Origin of the sequence: Bacillus sp. FSL R5-0431 (genome assembly GCF_038002985.1) — a bacterium.
Taxonomy (GTDB): domain Bacteria; phylum Bacillota; class Bacilli; order Bacillales; family Bacillaceae; genus Bacillus.
Window position 1 is genome coordinate 3,637,103 of the sequence record NZ_JBBOOG010000001.1, and the last position, 18,834, is coordinate 3,655,936.

The following is an 18,834-nucleotide window of genomic DNA, read 5'->3' on the forward strand; positions in this document are numbered from 1 at the left end:
TTCAGCGTAGTTGAAAACCTTGAGGAGAGAATACACATGAACGGAACGTTTCTATATGACGAGTTTAATGGGCGTCAGCTTGATATTTACCTTCCACAGGACACCTCTATTGATGTTCCAGCTGTCTTTGTACAAGATGGCTCTTCTTTGTTTAGAACACACCTGCTAGAGATCGAAAGAATGATCGAAGCCAATACCATCTCGCCAATCATCATTGTCGGCATACACCCCTTCAATCGACTTGATGAATATACACCATGGAAGGCGTCATCACTGCGTTCTGAGTTTCCTGACTTTAATGGCGAGGCACAGACGTATATGTCATTTTTAGCAAATGACTTGCTCCCTTATATCAAAAGAGAATATCCAGTCAAGCAGACCTGTCATCAACATAGTCACGTAGGTGCTTCATTAGGTGGACTATTTGCTATTTATACCCTATTGATGCACCCTGCCCTTTTTAAAAACATCGCATCTATCTCTGGGTCATTTTGGTATCAAGATTTTCTACCGTTTGCTAAACAACAAAGCATTCAGTGTGTGGAGCACCTTGTCTATTTATCTGTAGGCAGTGAAGAAGGTAAAGGCAAAACATCTGCTCAACAGCACATGCCTTTATTCAACAAACAACTACATGACCTTTTATTACAGAAAGGGATGCAGGATTGGCAGCTGCAATATCACATCGAACAAGGGGAGGGCCATCATCTGAAACAATTTCAAAAAAATTTCTTATCGGCCATAAAGTGGTTTTATAAAAGAGAACTCTAATTTTTTATCAACATGGTACAAAGCCGATATGATATATTGGAACGTATAGATTGAAAGAGGAGGGATTTGCTCATGAGACCTTTACAAATCTCAGCCGATACAGCACAAAAACTTGCGGCATCACTCAATGTACCCATTGAACAAATCATGCATATGCCGCAGCATATCTTAATCGCTAAACTAGCAGAACTTGAACAGAAGAAAGATCGTTCTTCTTAAAGAAATAAAGGAGTTTACATTCATGGAACAACATCTAGAACAATCAACATTACATCCTCGCAGTAAAGGACAAACCATCCTGCTGATTGCTGGGATTTTACTCATTGCATTTAATCTACGGCCTGCCATTACGTCCGTGGGGCCTCTCATCGGCGCCATTCGTTCCGATTTACAGCTTTCAAATGGACTTGCGGGTTTTCTCACAACATTACCACTGCTCTCATTCGCATTGCTTTCTCCAATTGCACCTAAAATCGGAAAACGTCTTGGCAATGAACGAACCCTTTGGCTTGGGCTTGCTGTCCTTTTATTTGGGATTGTGATTCGCTCGTTTGGCACGATCACCTTCTTAATGATTGGAACCGCGCTTGTCGGTGTCGGGATTGCAATATGTAATGTGCTCTTACCGGGGCTCGTGAAGCATAAATTTCCTGCACATGCTGGATTGATGACGAGCGTGTATACGACCTCGATGTCCGTCTTTGCGGCACTTGCATCAGGTATCAGTGTTCCACTCAGTCATACGATGCCTGGCGGCTGGAATACATCATTCCTCGTATGGGCTGGCCTTGCTCTTCTCGCGATGATGGTCTGGGCGCCACAGCTTCTTCATCAGAACACAGCGGCCGTCAAAAGCATTTCGCTCACAGAGCAGCCGATATGGCGTTCACGTGTCGCATGGCAGGTGACCTTTTTTATGGGGTTGCAGTCATTCCTTTTCTATAGCAGCATCGCCTGGTTTCCTGATATTTTAACATCACATGGAATGAACCTGTCGACAGCCGGCTGGATGCTGTCCATTATGCAGTTTGCTGGGCTGCCATCCACCTTTTTAACGCCTGTTTTTGCAGAAAAATTAAAAACACAAAGACCGCTTGTCTTCGGACTTGTCCTTGTGTATTTACTTGGCATGATCGGACTTCTTCTCGGAGGATCGACGCCTATTCTCGTGATCTCTGTTTTATTGATCGGTATTGGACAAGGTGCCAGCATCAGTCTGGCGCTCACATTTATCGGATTACGGACGACCAATATGGAGCAAGCCGCTGCCCTTTCCGGAATGGCGCAGTCTCTCGGTTATTTATTAGCCGCCGTTGGTCCGTTCATGATCGGTATCCTTTTTGATCTCACACATACATGGACGCCATCCATTATCATCTTTATCATCATCCTATTTTTCATGTTTTTATCCGGTATGCGAGCCGGACGAAGCGTCTATATTTCAGATCCATCATAAAAAAAGAACCCGCCTCCTCGTGAGACGGGTTCTTTTCTGCTTTATGCTTGTTCTGTCACATGAACCTTTAACGTTGCTTGTACCTCTGGATGAAGCTTCACCGGTACATTTGTGTAACCTAATGCACGGATGGCGTCATTCAGCTCGATTTTGCGCTTATCGAGTTTGATTTGATGATCTTTTTGCAATTTATCAGCGATTTGTTTGCTTGTAATCGATCCAAACAGACGACCGCCTTCACCTGATTTTGCAGTGAGCTCCACTGTTAACGCCTCAAGTGTCTCTTTTAGTTGCTTCGCTTGTTCAAGCTCTTGGATGGCATTCTTTTTCTCTTTGTTTTTCTGCCCTTCCAATGCGCTTAGGTTCGTTGGATTTGCTTCAACCGCTAACCCTTGTTTGATGAGAAAGTTGTGAGCGTATCCGTCAGCTACATTCTTGACTTCGCCTTTTTTCCCTTTGCCTTTTACGTCTTTTAGAAAGATGACTTTCATCTTTGAACCCCTCCTTCGAAATATTCATCAATGGCAGCTTTTAACTGCTCTACCGCTTCTTCAATGGTTATACCATACATTTGGGTGGCAGCGTTAGTCAAATGACCGCCGCCATCTAACGCTTCCATGATAATTTGGACGTTGATATCTCCTAATGATCTCGCACTAATGCACACCGTGTTGTCATCTCGTCTAGCGACAGCAAATGACGCTTCTACCTCACTCATTGACAACAGAGAATCAGCCGTCTGGGCAATCGTAATTTGATCATAATACTCCGAGCTGTCTGACGGCAATGAAGCAATCGCCACCTGATTTTGATACAAATCTGTATGCTGAATGAGTTTTGCCCGTTTGATGTAATGATCAACTGTCTCTTTTAGGAATTTTTGCACAAGGACAGGATCTGCCCCCTTCGCACGAAGATAGGATGCTGCATCAAACGTTCTTGATCCCGTTCTCAGCGAGAAACTCTTCGTATCCACGATGATCCCAGCGAGAAGCGCAGTAGCTTCAATCATGTTAATACGCAATTTCTTCGGCTGATACTCTAAAAGCTCTGTCACAAGCTCTGCTGTGGATGAAGCATACGGCTCCATATAGACAAGTAATGGATCACGGATAAACTCTTCGCCGCGTCTATGATGGTCAATGACCACGACATTTTCAATCTTATTGAGCAGTCGTTCTTCCATGACGAGAGACGGTTTATGTGTGTCCACGACCACAAGCAATGTATCATCCTCTGCAAGCTCCATGGCTTCCTCTGGGGTGATAAAACGTGACCAAAGATCTTCATAATTCTTAATCTCACTAATCAAGCGTTGAACACTGTCACCAATTTGGTTGGCATCAATGACAATATAGCCTTCTTTCCCATTGGCCTGGGCGACCTTTAAAATTCCAATCGATGCACCGATCGAGTCCATGTCTGGGAACTTATGCCCCATGATCATGACATTTCCGCTTTCAGATACAATTTCTTTTAAAGCATGAGAAATGACTCGTGCGCGTACACGTGTCCGTTTCTCCATTGGATTCGTTTTCCCGCCGTAGAATTTCACTTTTCCATTTGGCTGCTTAATGGCTACCTGATCCCCGCCTCGTCCGAGGGCAAGATCAAGACTCGACTGCGCAAGTGCCCCAAGCTCTTTTAAAGAAGGAACGGACGCTCCAATCCCGATACTCAGAGTAAGTGTCGCACTATGCGCCCCTGTTTTCTCACGGACCTCGTCTAAAATGGAGAACTTCGACGCTTCAAGCTCTGCTAAGATGCTCTCATTTAGAACCGCCATAAATCGTTCAGACGAAATTCGCTTCAGGAAAATGCCATATTCTTGTGCCCAATTGTTTAACAGCGACGTCACTTCACTATTAATGGTGCTGCGCACCTGATCATCAAGACCCTGCGTGACATCATCGTAATTGTCTAAAAAGATATAAGATAACACCGTTCGTTCATTTTCGTACTGTCTTTCAATCTGCACCTGTTCCGTGACATCAAAGAAATATAAAAGGCGCTCTGACCGTTTAATAATGACTTTGAATTTCCGGTCATTCAGCGTCACATTTTCTGTCTCGACCTCTTGTTTAATAAGAGGCACAACGGACTCGAATGTATCATACAAGGATCTGCCGACAAGCGTGCTTTCATGAAAGCACGAAGCGAGAAATGGATTTGTCCATTCGATATAATACTGGTCATTAAACAGCATAATACCAATTGGCATTTCCATTAATGCTTCTTCTCCAACCTTTTTGACTCGATAGGATAATGTTGAAATATATGAATCAATCTCTTTTTGCACTTGCGTATCTGCCCACTTTAAGAAGTAGAGCACACCTGCAAGAACGAAAAGACCAACCGCTCCTATGATCCAATTATAATAAAGGTTGAGGAGGACTGTGACCACCGCAAGGACAATCAAAGCGATGATCGGATACTTGATGACAGGTTTTCTATAGAAGCTTGGCACTGATATCAACTCCTCAACATTCAGAGTGAATTATTTGTTTTTTACTTTCTCTCTTAAATCAAAGCCTATGTCAGCAATCCCTATAATACGCACAATCACACCGACTGGCGGATAGAGAACCCCTAACACGATAGCGAAAATGGGCACCGCTTTTGAGATGCTTTTTTCGTGGCAATAATAGAAGATAAAGGAAAATCCCTGAATAAGCACCAGTATAAATAAAATTTGAAAAGCACTCGTTTGAACAAGCCATAAAAAGCTGCCTTTTTCCGTCTGAATCAGCATCAAAAGCAGTGTGAGTAAATAATACCATACCATGCTTTTTGGCAGCCGCATATCCTTAAATTTCTTCAAGACCGGCATGTCTTTGACAAACCGTTTGATCAGAGGCTGCACGAACCAGTGATTCACGAACGCCAGCAATGTGACACCAATTAACAGCGCTACAGGCAAAGCACTCAATGCAGCATCCTGCATCTCTCTGAACTGCTTCAGCTGCTTCGCAATGTTCTGCTCAGAAGCGCCGGATTGCTTTAAGACACTCTCTAACATCGGAATCATTTGTTCAACCGACTCTTTCGCGATACCCATGATATCGACTTGAAAAAGCTGAACACTGACAATAAAGGAGATAAGAAAACTGAATAAATAGATCAGCGCACCTGTAATGATGGCATTCCCAGGCTGCCTTCTGCTGTAGAAAACACCCATGCCTAATCCGGCAGCAATCAGAATTGGCGCACTCATGAGTCCAGCAAGAGACCCAATTAAAAAGCTGATCACTATCCCAATAGCGCCAGCAGCAATTCCTTTTTTCAAGCCGTGCCTGATTGTATAGAGGATAATCGGTATCGGAGCAGCTAGAAAGAAAATAATGGATAATAGCGGCACATACAAATAAAACAGCATCATGACAGAAAAAATACTGATCATGATAGCGCCCTCTACTAACGCTTTTGTTTGTTTCACACCTTCACCTCTATCCAATCCTTTTTCTATATCTTGCTCAATGTGTCCTTCTATGTATACGTACGATGTAAGCTACACCATGTCTTACCCCAACCTTTATTTTACCATAGCGGCAAATCGCAAGTAAAATGCAGGCTATCTTAGGAGAGTTTCACGTGGAACACCAATATAGATTCGTACATGCAACTTTTCAATCAGCATGTTACAATTTTTTAGATTATTCTTAGCTATAAACCCTGAATTCAAGGTCAAAAGCTGTTAGAATAGAAACATCATCAATAAATGTAAGAAGGAGAATTCACATGGGAAAAACACTCGTATTCGGACACAAAAACCCTGACACAGACACGATTTGCTCTGCTATCGCTTACGCTGATCTGAAAAACAAAATCGGCGTTCAGGCAGAAGCGGTCAGACTTGGAGAAATCAATGGAGAAACACAATACGCATTAGATTTCTTTAAACAAGAAGCACCTCGTTTCATTGAAACGGCTGCAAACGAAACAAAGCAAGTCATTCTTGTCGATCATAACGAATTCCAACAAAGTGTAAGCGATATTGATCAAGTACAAGTGACTGAGGTTATTGATCATCACCGTATTGCCAACTTTGAAACAAGTGAACCTCTTTACTATCGCGCTGAGCCTGTTGGCTGTACAGCAACAATCTTAAACAAAATGTACAAAGAGAACCAAGTGAAGATTGAAAAAGAAATCGCTGGTTTGCTTTTATCTGCAATCATTTCTGATTCCTTGCTATTCAAATCCCCAACATGCACACAGCAAGACATTGATGCTGCGCATGAGCTAGCTGAAATTGCAGGGGTAGATCCAGAAGTTTACGGCCTAGACATGCTGAAAGCTGGCGCTGACCTAAGCCAAAAAACGGTTCAAGAATTAATTACAATTGATGCAAAAGAATTTGCACTAGGCAATAGCAAAGTGGAAATTGCGCAAGTTAATACAGTAGATATCGCGGAAGTAACAGCAAGACAGGCTGACATTGAAGCGAAAATCAATGAAGTCATCGCAGCGAAAGGTCTTGATCTATTCGTTCTAGTGATCACAGACATCTTAGAAAATGACTCCCTTGCTCTTGCACTCGGTGCAGAAGCTGCAAAAGTAGAAAAAGCATTTAACGTCACACTTGAAAACAACACCGCTTTACTAAAAGGTGTTGTATCAAGAAAGAAACAAGTGGTACCTGCACTAACAGATGCACTTTCTTAATCAATACAACAAGACTGCTGACATGTTCAGCAGTCTTTTTTCTTCTTTTAATGAATGTACATATCGCTGACAAGAATATCCTTTAGCACACTTGTTGGAATCGTGAATTCAACTACACCCATGTAACCAGGTGCCACATCATATTCATTAAAGGAAATCACCAGTTTGCCTTTTGAATTGATATAGAAGCTTTGATCCGGCTTAATTTTCTTAAATGGATCCGCCATATCTTGCTTGCCAATCCAGTAAATCTTATTTGAATCCTCTTTCATTTGTTTCTTCATTTGATCTTTAATATTTTCACTAATGACATCTATATACCGGTCATCTTTAAACAAGCTTGGTAATGTAATCAGTACATGATTTTTCTTATCCACCGTATCATACGTCATTTCCTCTGCCGCAGAAGCTTGAGTCGTCACCTTGTATCGACCTAGTGAGAGAATTTGGTCATTGTTCGTTCTCACTTCATATCCGCTCTCTACACTTAAATGACCATTTTTATAACCCTTTGTTTCCTTTTCAAAATCTTGATACAGCTTTTTGTTTTCAGCTAAATATTTTTGATTCAGGCTGTCTTGTAATTTTCCGTCCCCAAGCCCTGAAACGTGTGGTGTTTTAAGGTCAATATTCGTTCCTTGATCGCTCTTTTTAAATTCTGTGAATGTCACGACTTTCACCAGCTCGCCAATGACAGGCACCTCTGAAATGGCTCTTGCCGCCTGTGGACTGACATTAACTGTCGTGACAAATAGAGCAGCCGCAGCAACAAGTCCGATGGTCCATTGCTGAAAATGAGGTTTTTTATTTTTTCGTTTCAATGTCCGTTCAACCATAGCATCATATTCCGGTGGAATAGGGATTTCTAAATATTCCTCTTTTAACTGTTCCAAATGCTTATCCATTTATATTTCCTCCTGCGATAATTCTACTTTTAAAAGCCGCAACGCCTTATATAATCTTGTTTTGATGGTGTTTTCGTTTTCTTCGAGAATATGGGCGATGTCCTCTAATTTTAAATCTTCAAAGAATCTCAAAATGATGATAACCCGGTACATCTCAGGCAAATCCTCTATGGCTCGTCTGACATCTTGATCCTCATAGACATCTGACTCACCCTTTGACAAGAATTCGAGTGTGTCATCATCTGTCACTTGCACCCGCTTCTTCTTTCGTAAAAAGTCTAGGGCAGCGTTCACCACGATTTTATAAAACCAGCTATGCATCTTGGTCGCATCCTCTAATCGGTGAACAGATTTGAGTGCTTTATGAATCGCCTCTTGAACGACATCCATCGCATCCTCTGGGTTTTTGACATAACTATAGGACAATCGATAAAAACTGTGTTTATGCTCCATTACGTAATCAGCAAATTGATCCTCAATCTTTCGTTTCTTCATTTTACAAAGAGCTCCTTTATCTTAAATGCGCATCGGTTATTTCTTACAATGGATAGACGCGCGCCTTTGGAAAATAGTTTGCGCTCGGTTATTTTTTTAACATGTCATCCCATTTCCGTTTCTATACAAAAAGAGCGAACCAGACAGGTTCACTCTTTCAAAGCAGATATTGTTTGATGGACAAACTGTTTAAGTGGAGAAAGCGGATGAATGATCGGAACGCCTGTCTCCTCTTCCATCTGCTGTGCCGCATGGACCATCGATAGCTGCATCACGCAAATATCTCCGCTTTTTTTCATACATCTTCTAAGTTGCTTTTTGATTTGCTCCTCATAAGCCTGCATATCACCATTTAGGCAAAGGTGAAAGACATCCTCCATCACCATAACTTCTGCATCAATCTGTTTGCCGTGCTCTTTTGCATATGATTTAAGCCGCTTCATCGTCCCTTCCACTGTATCCGGGTTTGAAAACACAAGTTGAAGAGGCCCTTTTCCCTGACAAATCAGCTCAAATAACGGTTCATCGATCGGAACAATCGGTTGTTTAAAAAGATGCTGCTGATCTCCCAAAGCGGCAATGTATTGTGTACACGTGAGCAGAATGAGATCGGCTTCACCCTCTTGCATCAGCCTGTTGATAGCATAGGCTTGCTGCTTGTGTTGATCAAAAGTGGGATCTTGTGTAGCGCGTTCTATAAATGATGAATCGACCGTGTGATAAAGCGCAATATCGGTATCGCCAAAAACATTTTCTATATATGACTGATTGGACGGATGGGCGTGAAGGCAGTGTAATCGAATCATCAGGTTCGCTCCTCGTGAAAGTTTTCAATCATTATATCAATCCTTGTATGAAATAGGGAGCATGATGACCATATTGTTAGGGAAATATTGAAGGAGGGATTTAATTGAAAGAAGAACAACACCCTAAACCATCTTCAGAGTCAGAAGACACTTTAACAAATCGGCAAGGTCATCCCGTAACAGACAATCAAAATATGAGAACCGTTGGGAATAGAGGACCAACTACGCTTGAAAACTACGATTTCCTAGAGAAAATTAGTCATTTTGATCGTGAACGCATTCCTGAACGTGTCGTCCATGCGCGCGGGGCCGGAGCTCACGGTTATTTTGAAGCCTATGGCACATTCGGTGACGAACCCATTTCCACTTATACAAGGGCAAAATTATTTCAGGAAAAAGGAAAAAAGACACCTGTTTTCGTTCGTTTTTCTTCTGTGATTCACGGCGGTCATTCACCAGAAACATTGCGTGACCCTAGAGGATTTGCGATTAAATTTTATACAGAAGAAGGCAACTGGGATCTCGTGGGGAACAACCTCAAAATTTTCTTTATCCGAGATGCTTTGAAATTCCCTGATTTGGTTCATGCCTTTAAGCCTGATCCTGTCACCAACCGTCAAGACGGCGAGCGTATTTTTGACTTCGTCTCGCAATCACCTGAAGCGACGCATATGGTGACATTTCTCTTTTCACCATGGGGCATCCCCGCAACCTATCGGCACATGCAAGGCTCAGGTGTCCATGCCTACAAATGGGTGAACCATGAAGGAAAAGCAGTGCTGGTCAAATATCACTTTGAACCGAAGCAAGGCATTCGCAACCTGACGCAAGAACAAGCTCAAGCGATTCAAGGAGAAAACTTTAATCATGCCACACAGGATTTGTATGAAGCCATTGAGCAAGGAGATCATCCTGAATGGGAGGTATATGCGCAGATCATGGAAGATGATGCCCATCCTCACCTTGACTTTGACCCACTTGATCCGACAAAGCTTTGGTACAAGGATGACTATCCATGGAAACCGATTGGACGAATGGTGTTAAACAAAAATCCAGAAAATTATTTCGCAGAAGTCGAGCAGGTCGCCTTTGGGACTGGCGTTCTCGTAGACGGTTTGGATTTCTCAGATGATAAGTTGCTTCAAGGGCGCACCTTCTCCTATTCTGACACGCAGCGATATCGTGTGGGGCCAAACTATTTACAGCTGCCGATCAATGCACCGAAAAAGCATGTGGCCACGAATCAAAGAGATGGGCAAATGGAATACCATGTCGATCAAGGCAAAGAGCAAAACCCTCATGTGAATTATGAACCATCGATCCTCGGCGGATTAAAAGAAGCCAAGCAGGATGGAAAAGATCATACGCCTTTTGTAGAGGGTGACGTCAAACGAGAAGCCATTGACCGCCCGAACAACTTTGGCCAAGCCGGAGAAACGTATCGCCGCTTCAATGATTGGGAACGTGAGGAACTGATTAAGAACTTAATCAACACCCTTGCGACCTGTCAAAAGAACATTCAAGAGCAAATGATCGAAAACTTTACAAAGGCTGACCCTGATTACGGAAAGCGTGTCGCTGACGGCTTAAAAGCCTTCAAACAAGAACAGCCAAGCGGACCTATAGGCTCTACAGGCGCCGCACAAGCCGTAAACGAAGCGATTAACAACAGCACACCTTCAGATCCTTATTAAATAAAAAAGAATGCAGCGCCTAGGCTGCATTCTTTTTTGTATCCATCGATTAAGCGTTTTGACCTTTTTTGATCCATTCTGCCACATTGACTGTACGTTTTGCCTGATGTTTTGCAGCAGCTTCTGCATCCTCTTGGATCTTTCCATTTTGATCAACAGTGACACTCACGCCGTAAGGGTTGCCCCCTGCACCGTATAATGAGTCATCTGTGTATCCAGGAGCGGCAATAATCGCTCCCCAGTGGAACATCGTTGTGTAAAGGCTAAGAATGGTCTGTTCCTGCCCGCCATTTGGGTTTTGTGCAGAGGTCATCGCACTCACTGCTTTGTTTGCCAATTTTCCTTGAAACCATAAGCCGCCAGTTGTATCTAAGAATTGCTTCATTTGAGCCGGTAAGTTACCGAAACGTGTCGGCATGCTAAAGATGATGGCATCTGCCCACTCTAAATCACTTAATTGAACCTCTGGGACATCCTTTGTTTCGTCTAAGTGTGCTTTCCATGCTGGATTTGATGCCACAACTGATTCTGGTGCCAATTCAGCAACCTTTAATACCTTCACTTCTGCGCCAGCTTCTTTCGCTCCAGCTTCAGCCCATTTTGCCATCTGATAGTTTGTACCTGTTGAACTATAATAAATAATCGCTAATTTTACGTTTTCCATTTGTTCCATCTCCTTTTGTTTGGTTTGCCCAAAAAGCTTCTGTAAAAATCCCACCTGTATTCCCCACCTTCATTAAAATTGACGACGATACCATAATGCCGCAGCATCGACTTCTTCTCTCGTTAGCTGATGTCCGCGATTTTCCCAATGAAGCGTAACTGAAGCGCCTGCGCCTTGCAGCAATTGCTCGAGCTCCTGTGATTCCTCTGGACGGCACATTGGGTCATTTTTACCAGCTGCTATAAAGACTTGTTTCCCCGCTAATGAAGGCAATGAAACCCCGCGTCTTGGGACCATTGGATGATGCAGGATAGCTCCTTTTAACGCATCCTCGTAATGGAATAAAAGACTTCCAGCAATGTTTGCCCCATTAGAATATCCGATAGCCACCACATTGTGACGATCGAACCCATATTCATCTGCTGCTTCTCCGATAAATGTATATAGTTCCTCTGTACGCTCAATTAAATTCTGCTCATCAAATACACCCTCTGCCAAACGCCTGAAAAAGCGCGGCATACCGTTTTCCAACACATTTCCTCTTACACTAAGAACGGATGCGTCAGCATCTACTAAATCGGCAAGCGGCAATAAATCTTCTTCCGTCCCGCCAGTACCATGCAATAATAACAAAACAGGTCTTTGTTCATTCTTTCCTTTTCGAAAAAGATGCTTCATCATGAATCTCCTTTCCCTTTAATCTCTCTCACTTCTATTGGCAGCACAATTTGTTCAATCTGACTGCGCTGCGCCTCATATTGCGGTGGCAGTTTCAATGCTTCACCCATTGTTTCCACTGATTCATCGTGTGCAAACCCTGGAGGATCAGTCGCAATTTCAAATAATATGCCGCCAAGCTCTCTAAAATAAATAGCATTGAAGTAATTTCGATCTTGCACAGGTGTCACTTGATACCCGCTTTGCGCAATATGTCTTTGCCAATCTAATTGATCCTGATCATCTGTCGCTCTCCATGCAATATGATGCACAACCCCAACACCCATACGTCCGCGTGCAACAGGTGTCTTGTTCACATCAATCACATTGCCTATCTCACCAAACGAACGGAATCTCACATAGTCCTCTTCTGCTCCAACTCGTTCAAAACCCATTGTTTGTTCTAGCAGCTGCATCGTTTGCTCCGGCTGTGATGTTAACAAAACAGCTCCGCCAAATCCTTTTATCGCGACATCTGGTGTGACCCCGTTAAAAGTCCACTCATTTTGTTTTCCCTCCGCACGTTCTACTAGCTCAATCAACAAGCCGTGTGGATCTTCAAGTGAGAGAAAGGCTTCATCAAAACGTTCAACCATTTCATAAGAAATATCAAACTGCTCAAGACGTTCCTTCCAGAAAGAGAAAGCGCCTGGCGGTACGACATATGTCGTCACGCCCACTTGACCTGCGCCAATTTGTCCCTTTTGTGCACCTGGCCATGGGAAAAACGTGATAATCGTCCCCGGAGATCCCCCTTCATTTCCAAAATATAAATGGTACGTACCCGGATCATCAAAATTAACGGTCTTCTTCACGAGACGAAGTCCTAAAACACCTGCATAAAAATCAACGTTCTCCTGAGGATGCCCTACAATTGCTGTGATATGGTGAATTCCTTCTGTTTTCTTCACTTCTAATGACCTCCTCATCATGAAGTACAAACCTCTATTCATTATGTCTTTACTGACGCCTTTATATTATCTCGAATTCGAGATATTAAATCAAAAAATATATTTATCTCGAATTAAGGATATGATGTTTTTAAATAAATGTCAACGGTTTTTGTTTTCCCTTTTAAAAAAGCAGGTCTGCTTTTTACATAACAGACCTGCTCTTCCTTGATTATTGCAGTAATTTTTTCTTTTTTAAATAGGCTTTCGCAACCTGAAATGCATCCTTACCTTTCACATTTACTTCATAATTCATTTCTCTCATCTCATCATCTGTGATTTGACCACCAAGCTTATTGAGAGAGGTCTCGATCTCAGGGAACTCAGTTAATGTCTCCTGTCTTAGAAGCGGTGCTCCTTGATATGGCGGGAAAACATGCTGATCATCATCAAGCACCTTTAATTTGTATTCCCTCAATTCACTGTCTGTCGAATACGCATCGACTAAATTGATATCTCCTTTTTGAATCGCTCGATACCGAAGCTTCGGTTCCATCGTCACCACATCGTCAAAGGAAAATTGATAGGTCTTTTGAATACCTAGATACCCATCCTGTCGATCAGAAAATTCCAACGTGAAGCCAGCCTTTATGCGATTCTTGATCTTGCCTAGATCTGAAATATTGGATACATCATATTGATCAGCCAGCGACTGAGGCACAGCTAAAGCATACGTATTGTTGTAAGCCATCGGCTCAAGAAGGCGGAGCTGAAATGATGATTCCAAACCACGCCGCGCTTGCTCATACACTTTTTCTTTATCTGTGCTTTTCGCTGTTTGTTTGAGGAACTCAGAAATCGCAGTACCGGTAAACTCAGGATAAATATCAATATCACCAGACCGTAAAGCTTGAAAAACAAAGGACGTCTTGCCAAGACCAGGCTTAAGATTGACTTGAATATCCGTATCCTGTTCAATTAAAAGCTTATACATCGAGATCAGGATTTCAGGCTCTGATCCTAACTTTCCACCGATGGTGATTTCTTTCTTTTCTTGTTGAAACAGTAATGGGCCCGCGACAACTGCTCCTGCAATCACAGCAAAAACCGTCACAGAGATCACAGTCTTTTTAAAAGAGATTTTCTCAAAAGTGCGCAGCACCACATCAAATAAGAGTGCGAGTAAGGCAGCTGGTATAGCGCCAATGACAATGAGCGACATATCATTTCGATCAATTCCCAGCAAAATCAGACTTCCTAACCCCCCAGCTCCGATCAGTGCGGCAAGAGTGGCAGTTCCCACAATGAGAACCATCCCGGTTCTGATACCTGCCATGATGACTGGCATGGCCAAAGGCAGCTCCACCTTTAATAACCGTTTGCGGTGATTCATTCCCATGGCAAGCGCCGCTTCTCTCAGGGAAGGGTCGACCTCCTGAATGCCTGTATATGTATTTCTTAAAATAGGGAGTAAGGCATAGACGACAAGTGCAATAATGGCAGGCACTTGCCCAATCCCAACGAGAGGAATCAACAAGCCAAGCAGCGCAAGCGACGGAATTGTTTGCAAAACCGCCGTCACCCCAATCACCCACTCTGCAAGCTTTGGCACCCTCGTTAAATAGATACCTAATGGAATGGCAATCAAAATCGCTAAAAATAAAGCAATAAAAGAAATTTGAATATGCTCAAGTAAGGCGTGTCCCAATTGTTCTTTTCGGTCCAATAACACACTGATCCAATCATTCATGTGACTCGCCCCTCTCTCTAGGAGAATCAGCTAAAAACTGAATCACCGCTTGACGATTCACTAGTCCAATTCGCTCCCCATCCTTTTCAACAGCCAATTCCTCATGCTTTGCCAATTGGGATAAGACATCATCCAGCGTGGCATGGGCTGTGATCGCTTCATAGCCTAAAAGAGCCTCATGAGCCATTGGTCTAGCCATGGCCTCTAGCTCAAACGCTTGATGCTCCACATGGCGAGCAGCCCCTGACACAAACTCCCGAACAAAGGCATTGACTGGGTGTTGAACCAATTCCTCTGGACGACCAATCTGCACCACTTTCCCTTCCTTCATGATACAAATTCGATCACCAAGCCTCATCGCTTCCTGCATATCATGCGTCACGAAGACAATGGTCTTTTGAATACGGCGCTGCAAATCAAGCAGATCATCCTGCAATTTCTCCCTCGTTAGTGGATCTAACGCACTAAAGGGTTCATCCATCAGGACAATCTCAGGATCAGCTGCAAGTGCACGTGCCACACCGACACGCTGCTGCTGTCCACCAGACAGCTCTGATGGCTTTCGATGTCGATACATAGCAGGATCAAGCCCAACCATCTGCATCAATTCATCCACCCGCTTATTGGTCTTTTTCCGGCTCCACTGTTTGAGCTCTGGCACCACGGCGATATTTTCTTCAATGGTCATATGAGGAAAAAGAGCAATTTGCTGCAGAACATACCCAATATCCCAGCGCAGCTCATACATATCATAATCATTTATTTTTTGACCTTTTATGTAAATCTCACCTTCTGTAGAAGAAATGAGACGATTGATCATTTTCAATGTCGTCGTTTTCCCGCTTCCACTAGGTCCAATAAATACAAAAAATTCACCTTTCTGAATCTCTAAATCAACCGATTGAACGGCATAGCGCTCATCAGAAAATTGCATCGATACCTTCTTAAATTCAATCATCTTCCCACGCCCTGACTGCAATTATTTTCTAGACTATCAATATGACAGATTGACCCCGTATTTGTATAGAACAAACTGTCACTTTCTCTCTCTTTTACATACTTCCCCTAGGATGCCCGCCAAAAACAGCTCTAGCCAATTCGGATGAGATTCTTAGTGAGACAAATAAAAAAAGCGAAGAGCTCGAGGCTCTCCGCTTTTAAGTCAACGACTTACTCACCAGTAACGTATGGAAGTAATGCCATTTGACGTGATTTTTTAATCGCTAATGTCAATTTACGTTGATACTTAGCGCTAGTTCCTGTTACACGACGAGGTAAAATTTTACCACGCTCAGAAACAAACTTTCTAAGAAGATCAACATCTTTGTAATCGATGTGCGTGATACCGTTAGAAGTAAAGAAACATACCTTACGACGTTTCGCACGACCGCCTCTGCGTCCACCTGCCATTTGTTTTCACACCTTTCCTTTAGTCAATTTTTCAGATCAATTAGAATGGCAAATCATCATCGGAGATGTCAATCGGTTTACCATCATTCGCAAATGGGTCATCATTGAAGCTATTTCCCTGATTACGATTTTGTTGGTTGCTCTGATTGCCATATGGATTTTGATTTGGTTCATTTCCGAATGGATTCTGATCGTTTTGGCTACCGCCATAATACTGGCCTCCGCTATTGCCACCGCCGCTGTATCCACCTGAACCAGCACCGCCGCTCTTAGGCTCAAGAAATTGAACACTTTCAGCTTGAACCTCTGTCACGAAGACACGCTGTCCTTGCTGATTTTCATAGTTTCTTGTCTGCAAACGACCGTCTACACCGGCAAGACTTCCTTTTTTCAAGAAATTAGCCACGTTCTCGGCTTGTCTTCTCCAAGTAACACAGTTAATGAAATCGGCTTCACGCTCTCCAGATTGATTCGTAAACGTACGATTCACAGCTAGAGTAAACGTGGCTACAGCCGCACCATTAGGCGTGTAGCGAAGCTCAGGGTCTTTTGTTAGTCTTCCGACCAATACAACACGGTTTAGCATATTGAAAGACCACCTTTAAATATATATTTCAATGATTTATACTTCTTCTTTAACAACAATGTGGCGAATGATATCGTCACTGATCTTAGCTAAGCGGTCAAATTCTTGAACTGCTGCAGCGTCAGATTGAACGTTTACGATTTGGTAGAAGCCTTCACGGAAATCGTTGATTTCGTATGCAAGACGACGTTTACCCCAATCCTTTGTTCCAGTGATCTCCGCACCGTTAGAAGTTAACACGTTATTGAAACGCTCGATAACTGCTTTTTTAGCCTCATCGTCAACTGTTGGGCGGATGATGTACATAACTTCGTACTTTCTCATCTGATTGCACCTCCTTTTGGTCTAAGCGGCCCTAAACGGGCAAGGAGCAATAAATTATATTACTCACAATTGTATATTATAACAAATTACTCGGCCTATGACAAGAACCTATACATTAAAACGGAAATGAATGACGTCTCCATCTTTCACTACATATTCTTTACCTTCTAGACGGACTTTTCCAGCCTCTTTTGCAGCAGACATGCTTCCACCAGCAAGTAAATCCTCATATGCAACCGTTTCAGCACGAATAAATCCACGCTCGAAGTCTGTATGAATGATTCCAGCACATTCCGGTGCCTTCATTCCTTTTTTAAACGTCCAAGCGCGTACTTCCTGCTCACCTGCTGTGAAATAAGTAGCTAAGCCAAGAAGCGAATAAGATGCTTGAATCAGCTGATCTAGACCTGACTCTTTGATGCCAAGCTCTTCAAGGAACATCTGCTTCTCTTCTCCTTCAAGCTCTGCAATTTCAGACTCGATCTTCGCACAAACGATGATGACTTCAGCGTTTTCACCAGAAGCAAACTCACGGATTTGCTGCACATATTCGTTGCCGTCATGATCCGCTACTTCATCCTCACTCACATTTGCTACATAAAGAACTGGTTTAGATGTGAGTAAATGAAGCTGTTTCACAAGCTTCTGCTGCTCATCTGTAAATTCTACAGATCTTGCCGATTTCCCAGCTTCAAATGCGTCCATTAGCTTCGACAAAATATCAAATTCAGCTACCGCTTCCTTATCCTTTTGTTTTGCAAGCTTACTCACACGAGCCAAACGCTTTTCAACTGTTTCTAAATCAGCCAAAATTAATTCTAAATTAATGGTTTCGATATCTGACACAGGGTCAACCTTACCTGATACGTGTGTGATGTTATCATCTGCAAAAGCTCTCACCACGTGACAGATCGCATCTACTTGACGAATGTGAGAAAGGAATTTATTCCCTAAACCTTCACCTTTAGAAGCCCCTTTGACAATACCAGCAATATCAGTGAATTCAAAAGCAGTCGGAACTGTCTTTTTCGGCTGCACCAATTCTGTTAGTTTTTGCAAACGCTCGTCTGGAACTTCTACAATTCCGACGTTTGGATCAATGGTACAAAACGGATAGTTAGCAGACTCCGCTCCAGCCTGTGTAATTGCATTAAATAGCGTTGACTTCCCGACGTTAGGTAAGCCAACAATACCAGCTGTTAAAGCCATTCTTTCATCTCCTCTATATCAAACGTGCTCGTTATACTGCGTAATATGAACCTAGAGCAATTATAAGTAGGTTTACATGAAAAGACAAGCTAACCGTTATGCATTATCAATAGAAGAAACATTGCCAAAAAGGATTAATCAGTGCTTTAAAACTCGAATTTACACCTGCTTCTTCTATACAAAAGACGAATTTCATCAAAAAAGCATGAGGCCTACTTAAGCAGTTGGCTCCTCATGCTTGACGAGAATTTTCTTCATTTTTCGTTCAAAGTCTCTTCGTGGGATCATCACGCTGTGCCCGCAGCCTTCACATTTAATACGAATATCCATGCCCAATCGAATAACTTTCCACCGATTGACACCACATGGATGGGGTTTCTTCATTTCAACGACGTCATGTAACCCAAACGCTTTGTCTGCCATCAGCCTTCACCTCTCTTGCTCACTTCATTGAATCTATTGTACAAAAAAACGGCGATGAAGAGCAATGTA

Annotated in this window: 21 protein-coding genes; 5 read left to right on the plus strand and 16 right to left on the minus strand. The window is 42.8% G+C overall.

Annotation, left to right across the window (positions count from 1 at the left end):
- Positions 1-36 precede the first annotated feature (36 nt).
- From MKZ03_RS18730 to MKZ03_RS18740, 3 genes are all read left to right on the plus strand, one after another.
- The gene (locus MKZ03_RS18730; protein WP_060597691.1) at positions 37-771 is read left to right on the plus strand and encodes an alpha/beta hydrolase; all 735 of its coding nucleotides are present in this window, start codon (positions 37-39) and stop codon (positions 769-771) included.
- A 72-nt stretch (positions 772-843) separates the two neighbouring features.
- The gene (locus MKZ03_RS18735; protein WP_003214589.1) at positions 844-990 is read left to right on the plus strand and encodes a YycC family protein; all 147 of its coding nucleotides are present in this window, start codon (positions 844-846) and stop codon (positions 988-990) included.
- Between the two features lie 22 nt (positions 991-1,012).
- A complete protein-coding gene (locus MKZ03_RS18740) occupies positions 1,013-2,227 on the plus strand; it encodes a CynX/NimT family MFS transporter (RefSeq protein WP_095286170.1) in 1,215 nt (404 codons plus the stop codon).
- A gap of 41 nt (positions 2,228-2,268) precedes the next feature.
- Here the strand turns inward: MKZ03_RS18740 and rplI are convergent, their stop codons facing one another.
- Genes rplI through MKZ03_RS18755 form a run of 3 tightly spaced genes read right to left on the minus strand, consistent with a single transcriptional unit; the run spans position 2,269 to position 5,663 of the window.
- On the minus strand, positions 2,269-2,718 hold the full coding sequence (gene rplI / locus MKZ03_RS18745; protein ID WP_034323903.1) for a 50S ribosomal protein L9: 450 nt from the start codon (positions 2,716-2,718) through the stop codon (positions 2,269-2,271).
- Complete coding sequence (locus MKZ03_RS18750; RefSeq protein WP_060597693.1) at positions 2,715-4,694, minus strand: DHH family phosphoesterase; 1,980 nt, start codon at positions 4,692-4,694, stop codon at positions 2,715-2,717. Before MKZ03_RS18750 ends, rplI begins: the two co-directional genes overlap by 4 nt.
- A 30-nt stretch (positions 4,695-4,724) precedes the next feature.
- Entirely contained in the window at positions 4,725-5,663 is a 939-nt protein-coding gene (locus MKZ03_RS18755) for a YybS family protein (RefSeq protein ID WP_034660744.1), read from the minus strand.
- 302 nt (positions 5,664-5,965) lie between these two features.
- Here MKZ03_RS18755 and MKZ03_RS18760 point away from each other — a divergent pair, with 302 nt between their 5' ends.
- Complete coding sequence (locus MKZ03_RS18760) at positions 5,966-6,892, plus strand: manganese-dependent inorganic pyrophosphatase (protein ID WP_307500625.1); 927 nt, start codon at positions 5,966-5,968, stop codon at positions 6,890-6,892.
- A 47-nt stretch (positions 6,893-6,939) separates the two neighbouring features.
- Here MKZ03_RS18760 and MKZ03_RS18765 read toward each other — a convergent pair whose 3' ends face one another.
- From MKZ03_RS18765 to MKZ03_RS18775, 3 genes are all read right to left on the minus strand, one after another.
- Complete coding sequence (locus tag MKZ03_RS18765) at positions 6,940-7,797, minus strand: DUF3298 and DUF4163 domain-containing protein (RefSeq protein WP_106036341.1); 858 nt, start codon at positions 7,795-7,797, stop codon at positions 6,940-6,942.
- Positions 7,798-8,292, minus strand: a complete 495-nt coding sequence (locus MKZ03_RS18770; RefSeq protein WP_060597696.1) for an RNA polymerase sigma factor — start codon at positions 8,290-8,292, stop codon at positions 7,798-7,800.
- A gap of 149 nt (positions 8,293-8,441) precedes the next feature.
- The gene (locus tag MKZ03_RS18775) at positions 8,442-9,098 is read right to left on the minus strand and encodes a hypothetical protein (protein WP_307500626.1); all 657 of its coding nucleotides are present in this window, start codon (positions 9,096-9,098) and stop codon (positions 8,442-8,444) included.
- 104 nt (positions 9,099-9,202) lie between these two features.
- Between MKZ03_RS18775 and katX the strand changes: the two genes are divergently transcribed.
- On the plus strand, positions 9,203-10,792 hold the full coding sequence (katX, locus tag MKZ03_RS18780; RefSeq protein ID WP_307500627.1) for a catalase KatX: 1,590 nt from the start codon (positions 9,203-9,205) through the stop codon (positions 10,790-10,792).
- Between the two features lie 49 nt (positions 10,793-10,841).
- On the opposite strand, the gene wrbA is transcribed toward katX, so the two are convergent.
- The 10 genes from wrbA to MKZ03_RS18830 form a co-directional block, all read right to left on the minus strand.
- Positions 10,842-11,456, minus strand: a complete 615-nt coding sequence (wrbA, locus tag MKZ03_RS18785) for an NAD(P)H:quinone oxidoreductase (protein WP_189318274.1) — start codon at positions 11,454-11,456, stop codon at positions 10,842-10,844.
- Positions 11,457-11,528: 72 nt separating this feature from the next.
- Positions 11,529-12,137, minus strand: a complete 609-nt coding sequence (locus MKZ03_RS18790) for an alpha/beta hydrolase (RefSeq protein WP_341032598.1) — start codon at positions 12,135-12,137, stop codon at positions 11,529-11,531.
- On the minus strand, positions 12,134-13,105 hold the full coding sequence (locus tag MKZ03_RS18795; protein ID WP_341032599.1) for a ring-cleaving dioxygenase: 972 nt from the start codon (positions 13,103-13,105) through the stop codon (positions 12,134-12,136). Before MKZ03_RS18795 ends, MKZ03_RS18790 begins: the two co-directional genes overlap by 4 nt.
- A gap of 190 nt (positions 13,106-13,295) precedes the next feature.
- Positions 13,296-14,813, minus strand: coding sequence for an ABC transporter permease/substrate-binding protein (locus MKZ03_RS18800; protein ID WP_307500629.1), 1,518 nt, complete (start codon positions 14,811-14,813; stop codon positions 13,296-13,298).
- Positions 14,806-15,771: an ABC transporter ATP-binding protein gene (locus MKZ03_RS18805; RefSeq protein WP_307500630.1), complete on the minus strand. Its 966-nt coding sequence runs from the start codon at positions 15,769-15,771 to the stop codon at positions 14,806-14,808. The genes MKZ03_RS18800 and MKZ03_RS18805 overlap by 8 nt, the downstream gene beginning before the upstream one ends.
- A 212-nt stretch (positions 15,772-15,983) precedes the next feature.
- Positions 15,984-16,223, minus strand: coding sequence for a 30S ribosomal protein S18 (rpsR, locus tag MKZ03_RS18810; RefSeq protein WP_008347556.1), 240 nt, complete (start codon positions 16,221-16,223; stop codon positions 15,984-15,986).
- Between the two features lie 40 nt (positions 16,224-16,263).
- Positions 16,264-16,809, minus strand: coding sequence for a single-stranded DNA-binding protein SsbA (ssbA, locus tag MKZ03_RS18815; RefSeq protein ID WP_034660649.1), 546 nt, complete (start codon positions 16,807-16,809; stop codon positions 16,264-16,266).
- Between the two features lie 36 nt (positions 16,810-16,845).
- On the minus strand, positions 16,846-17,133 hold the full coding sequence (gene rpsF / locus MKZ03_RS18820; RefSeq protein ID WP_003215073.1) for a 30S ribosomal protein S6: 288 nt from the start codon (positions 17,131-17,133) through the stop codon (positions 16,846-16,848).
- Between the two features lie 108 nt (positions 17,134-17,241).
- On the minus strand, positions 17,242-18,342 hold the full coding sequence (gene ychF / locus MKZ03_RS18825) for a redox-regulated ATPase YchF (RefSeq protein ID WP_334750669.1): 1,101 nt from the start codon (positions 18,340-18,342) through the stop codon (positions 17,242-17,244).
- A 216-nt stretch (positions 18,343-18,558) separates the two neighbouring features.
- A complete protein-coding gene (locus tag MKZ03_RS18830; protein ID WP_012011910.1) occupies positions 18,559-18,765 on the minus strand; it encodes a DUF951 domain-containing protein in 207 nt (68 codons plus the stop codon).
- Between the last annotated feature and the right edge of the window lie 69 nt (positions 18,766-18,834).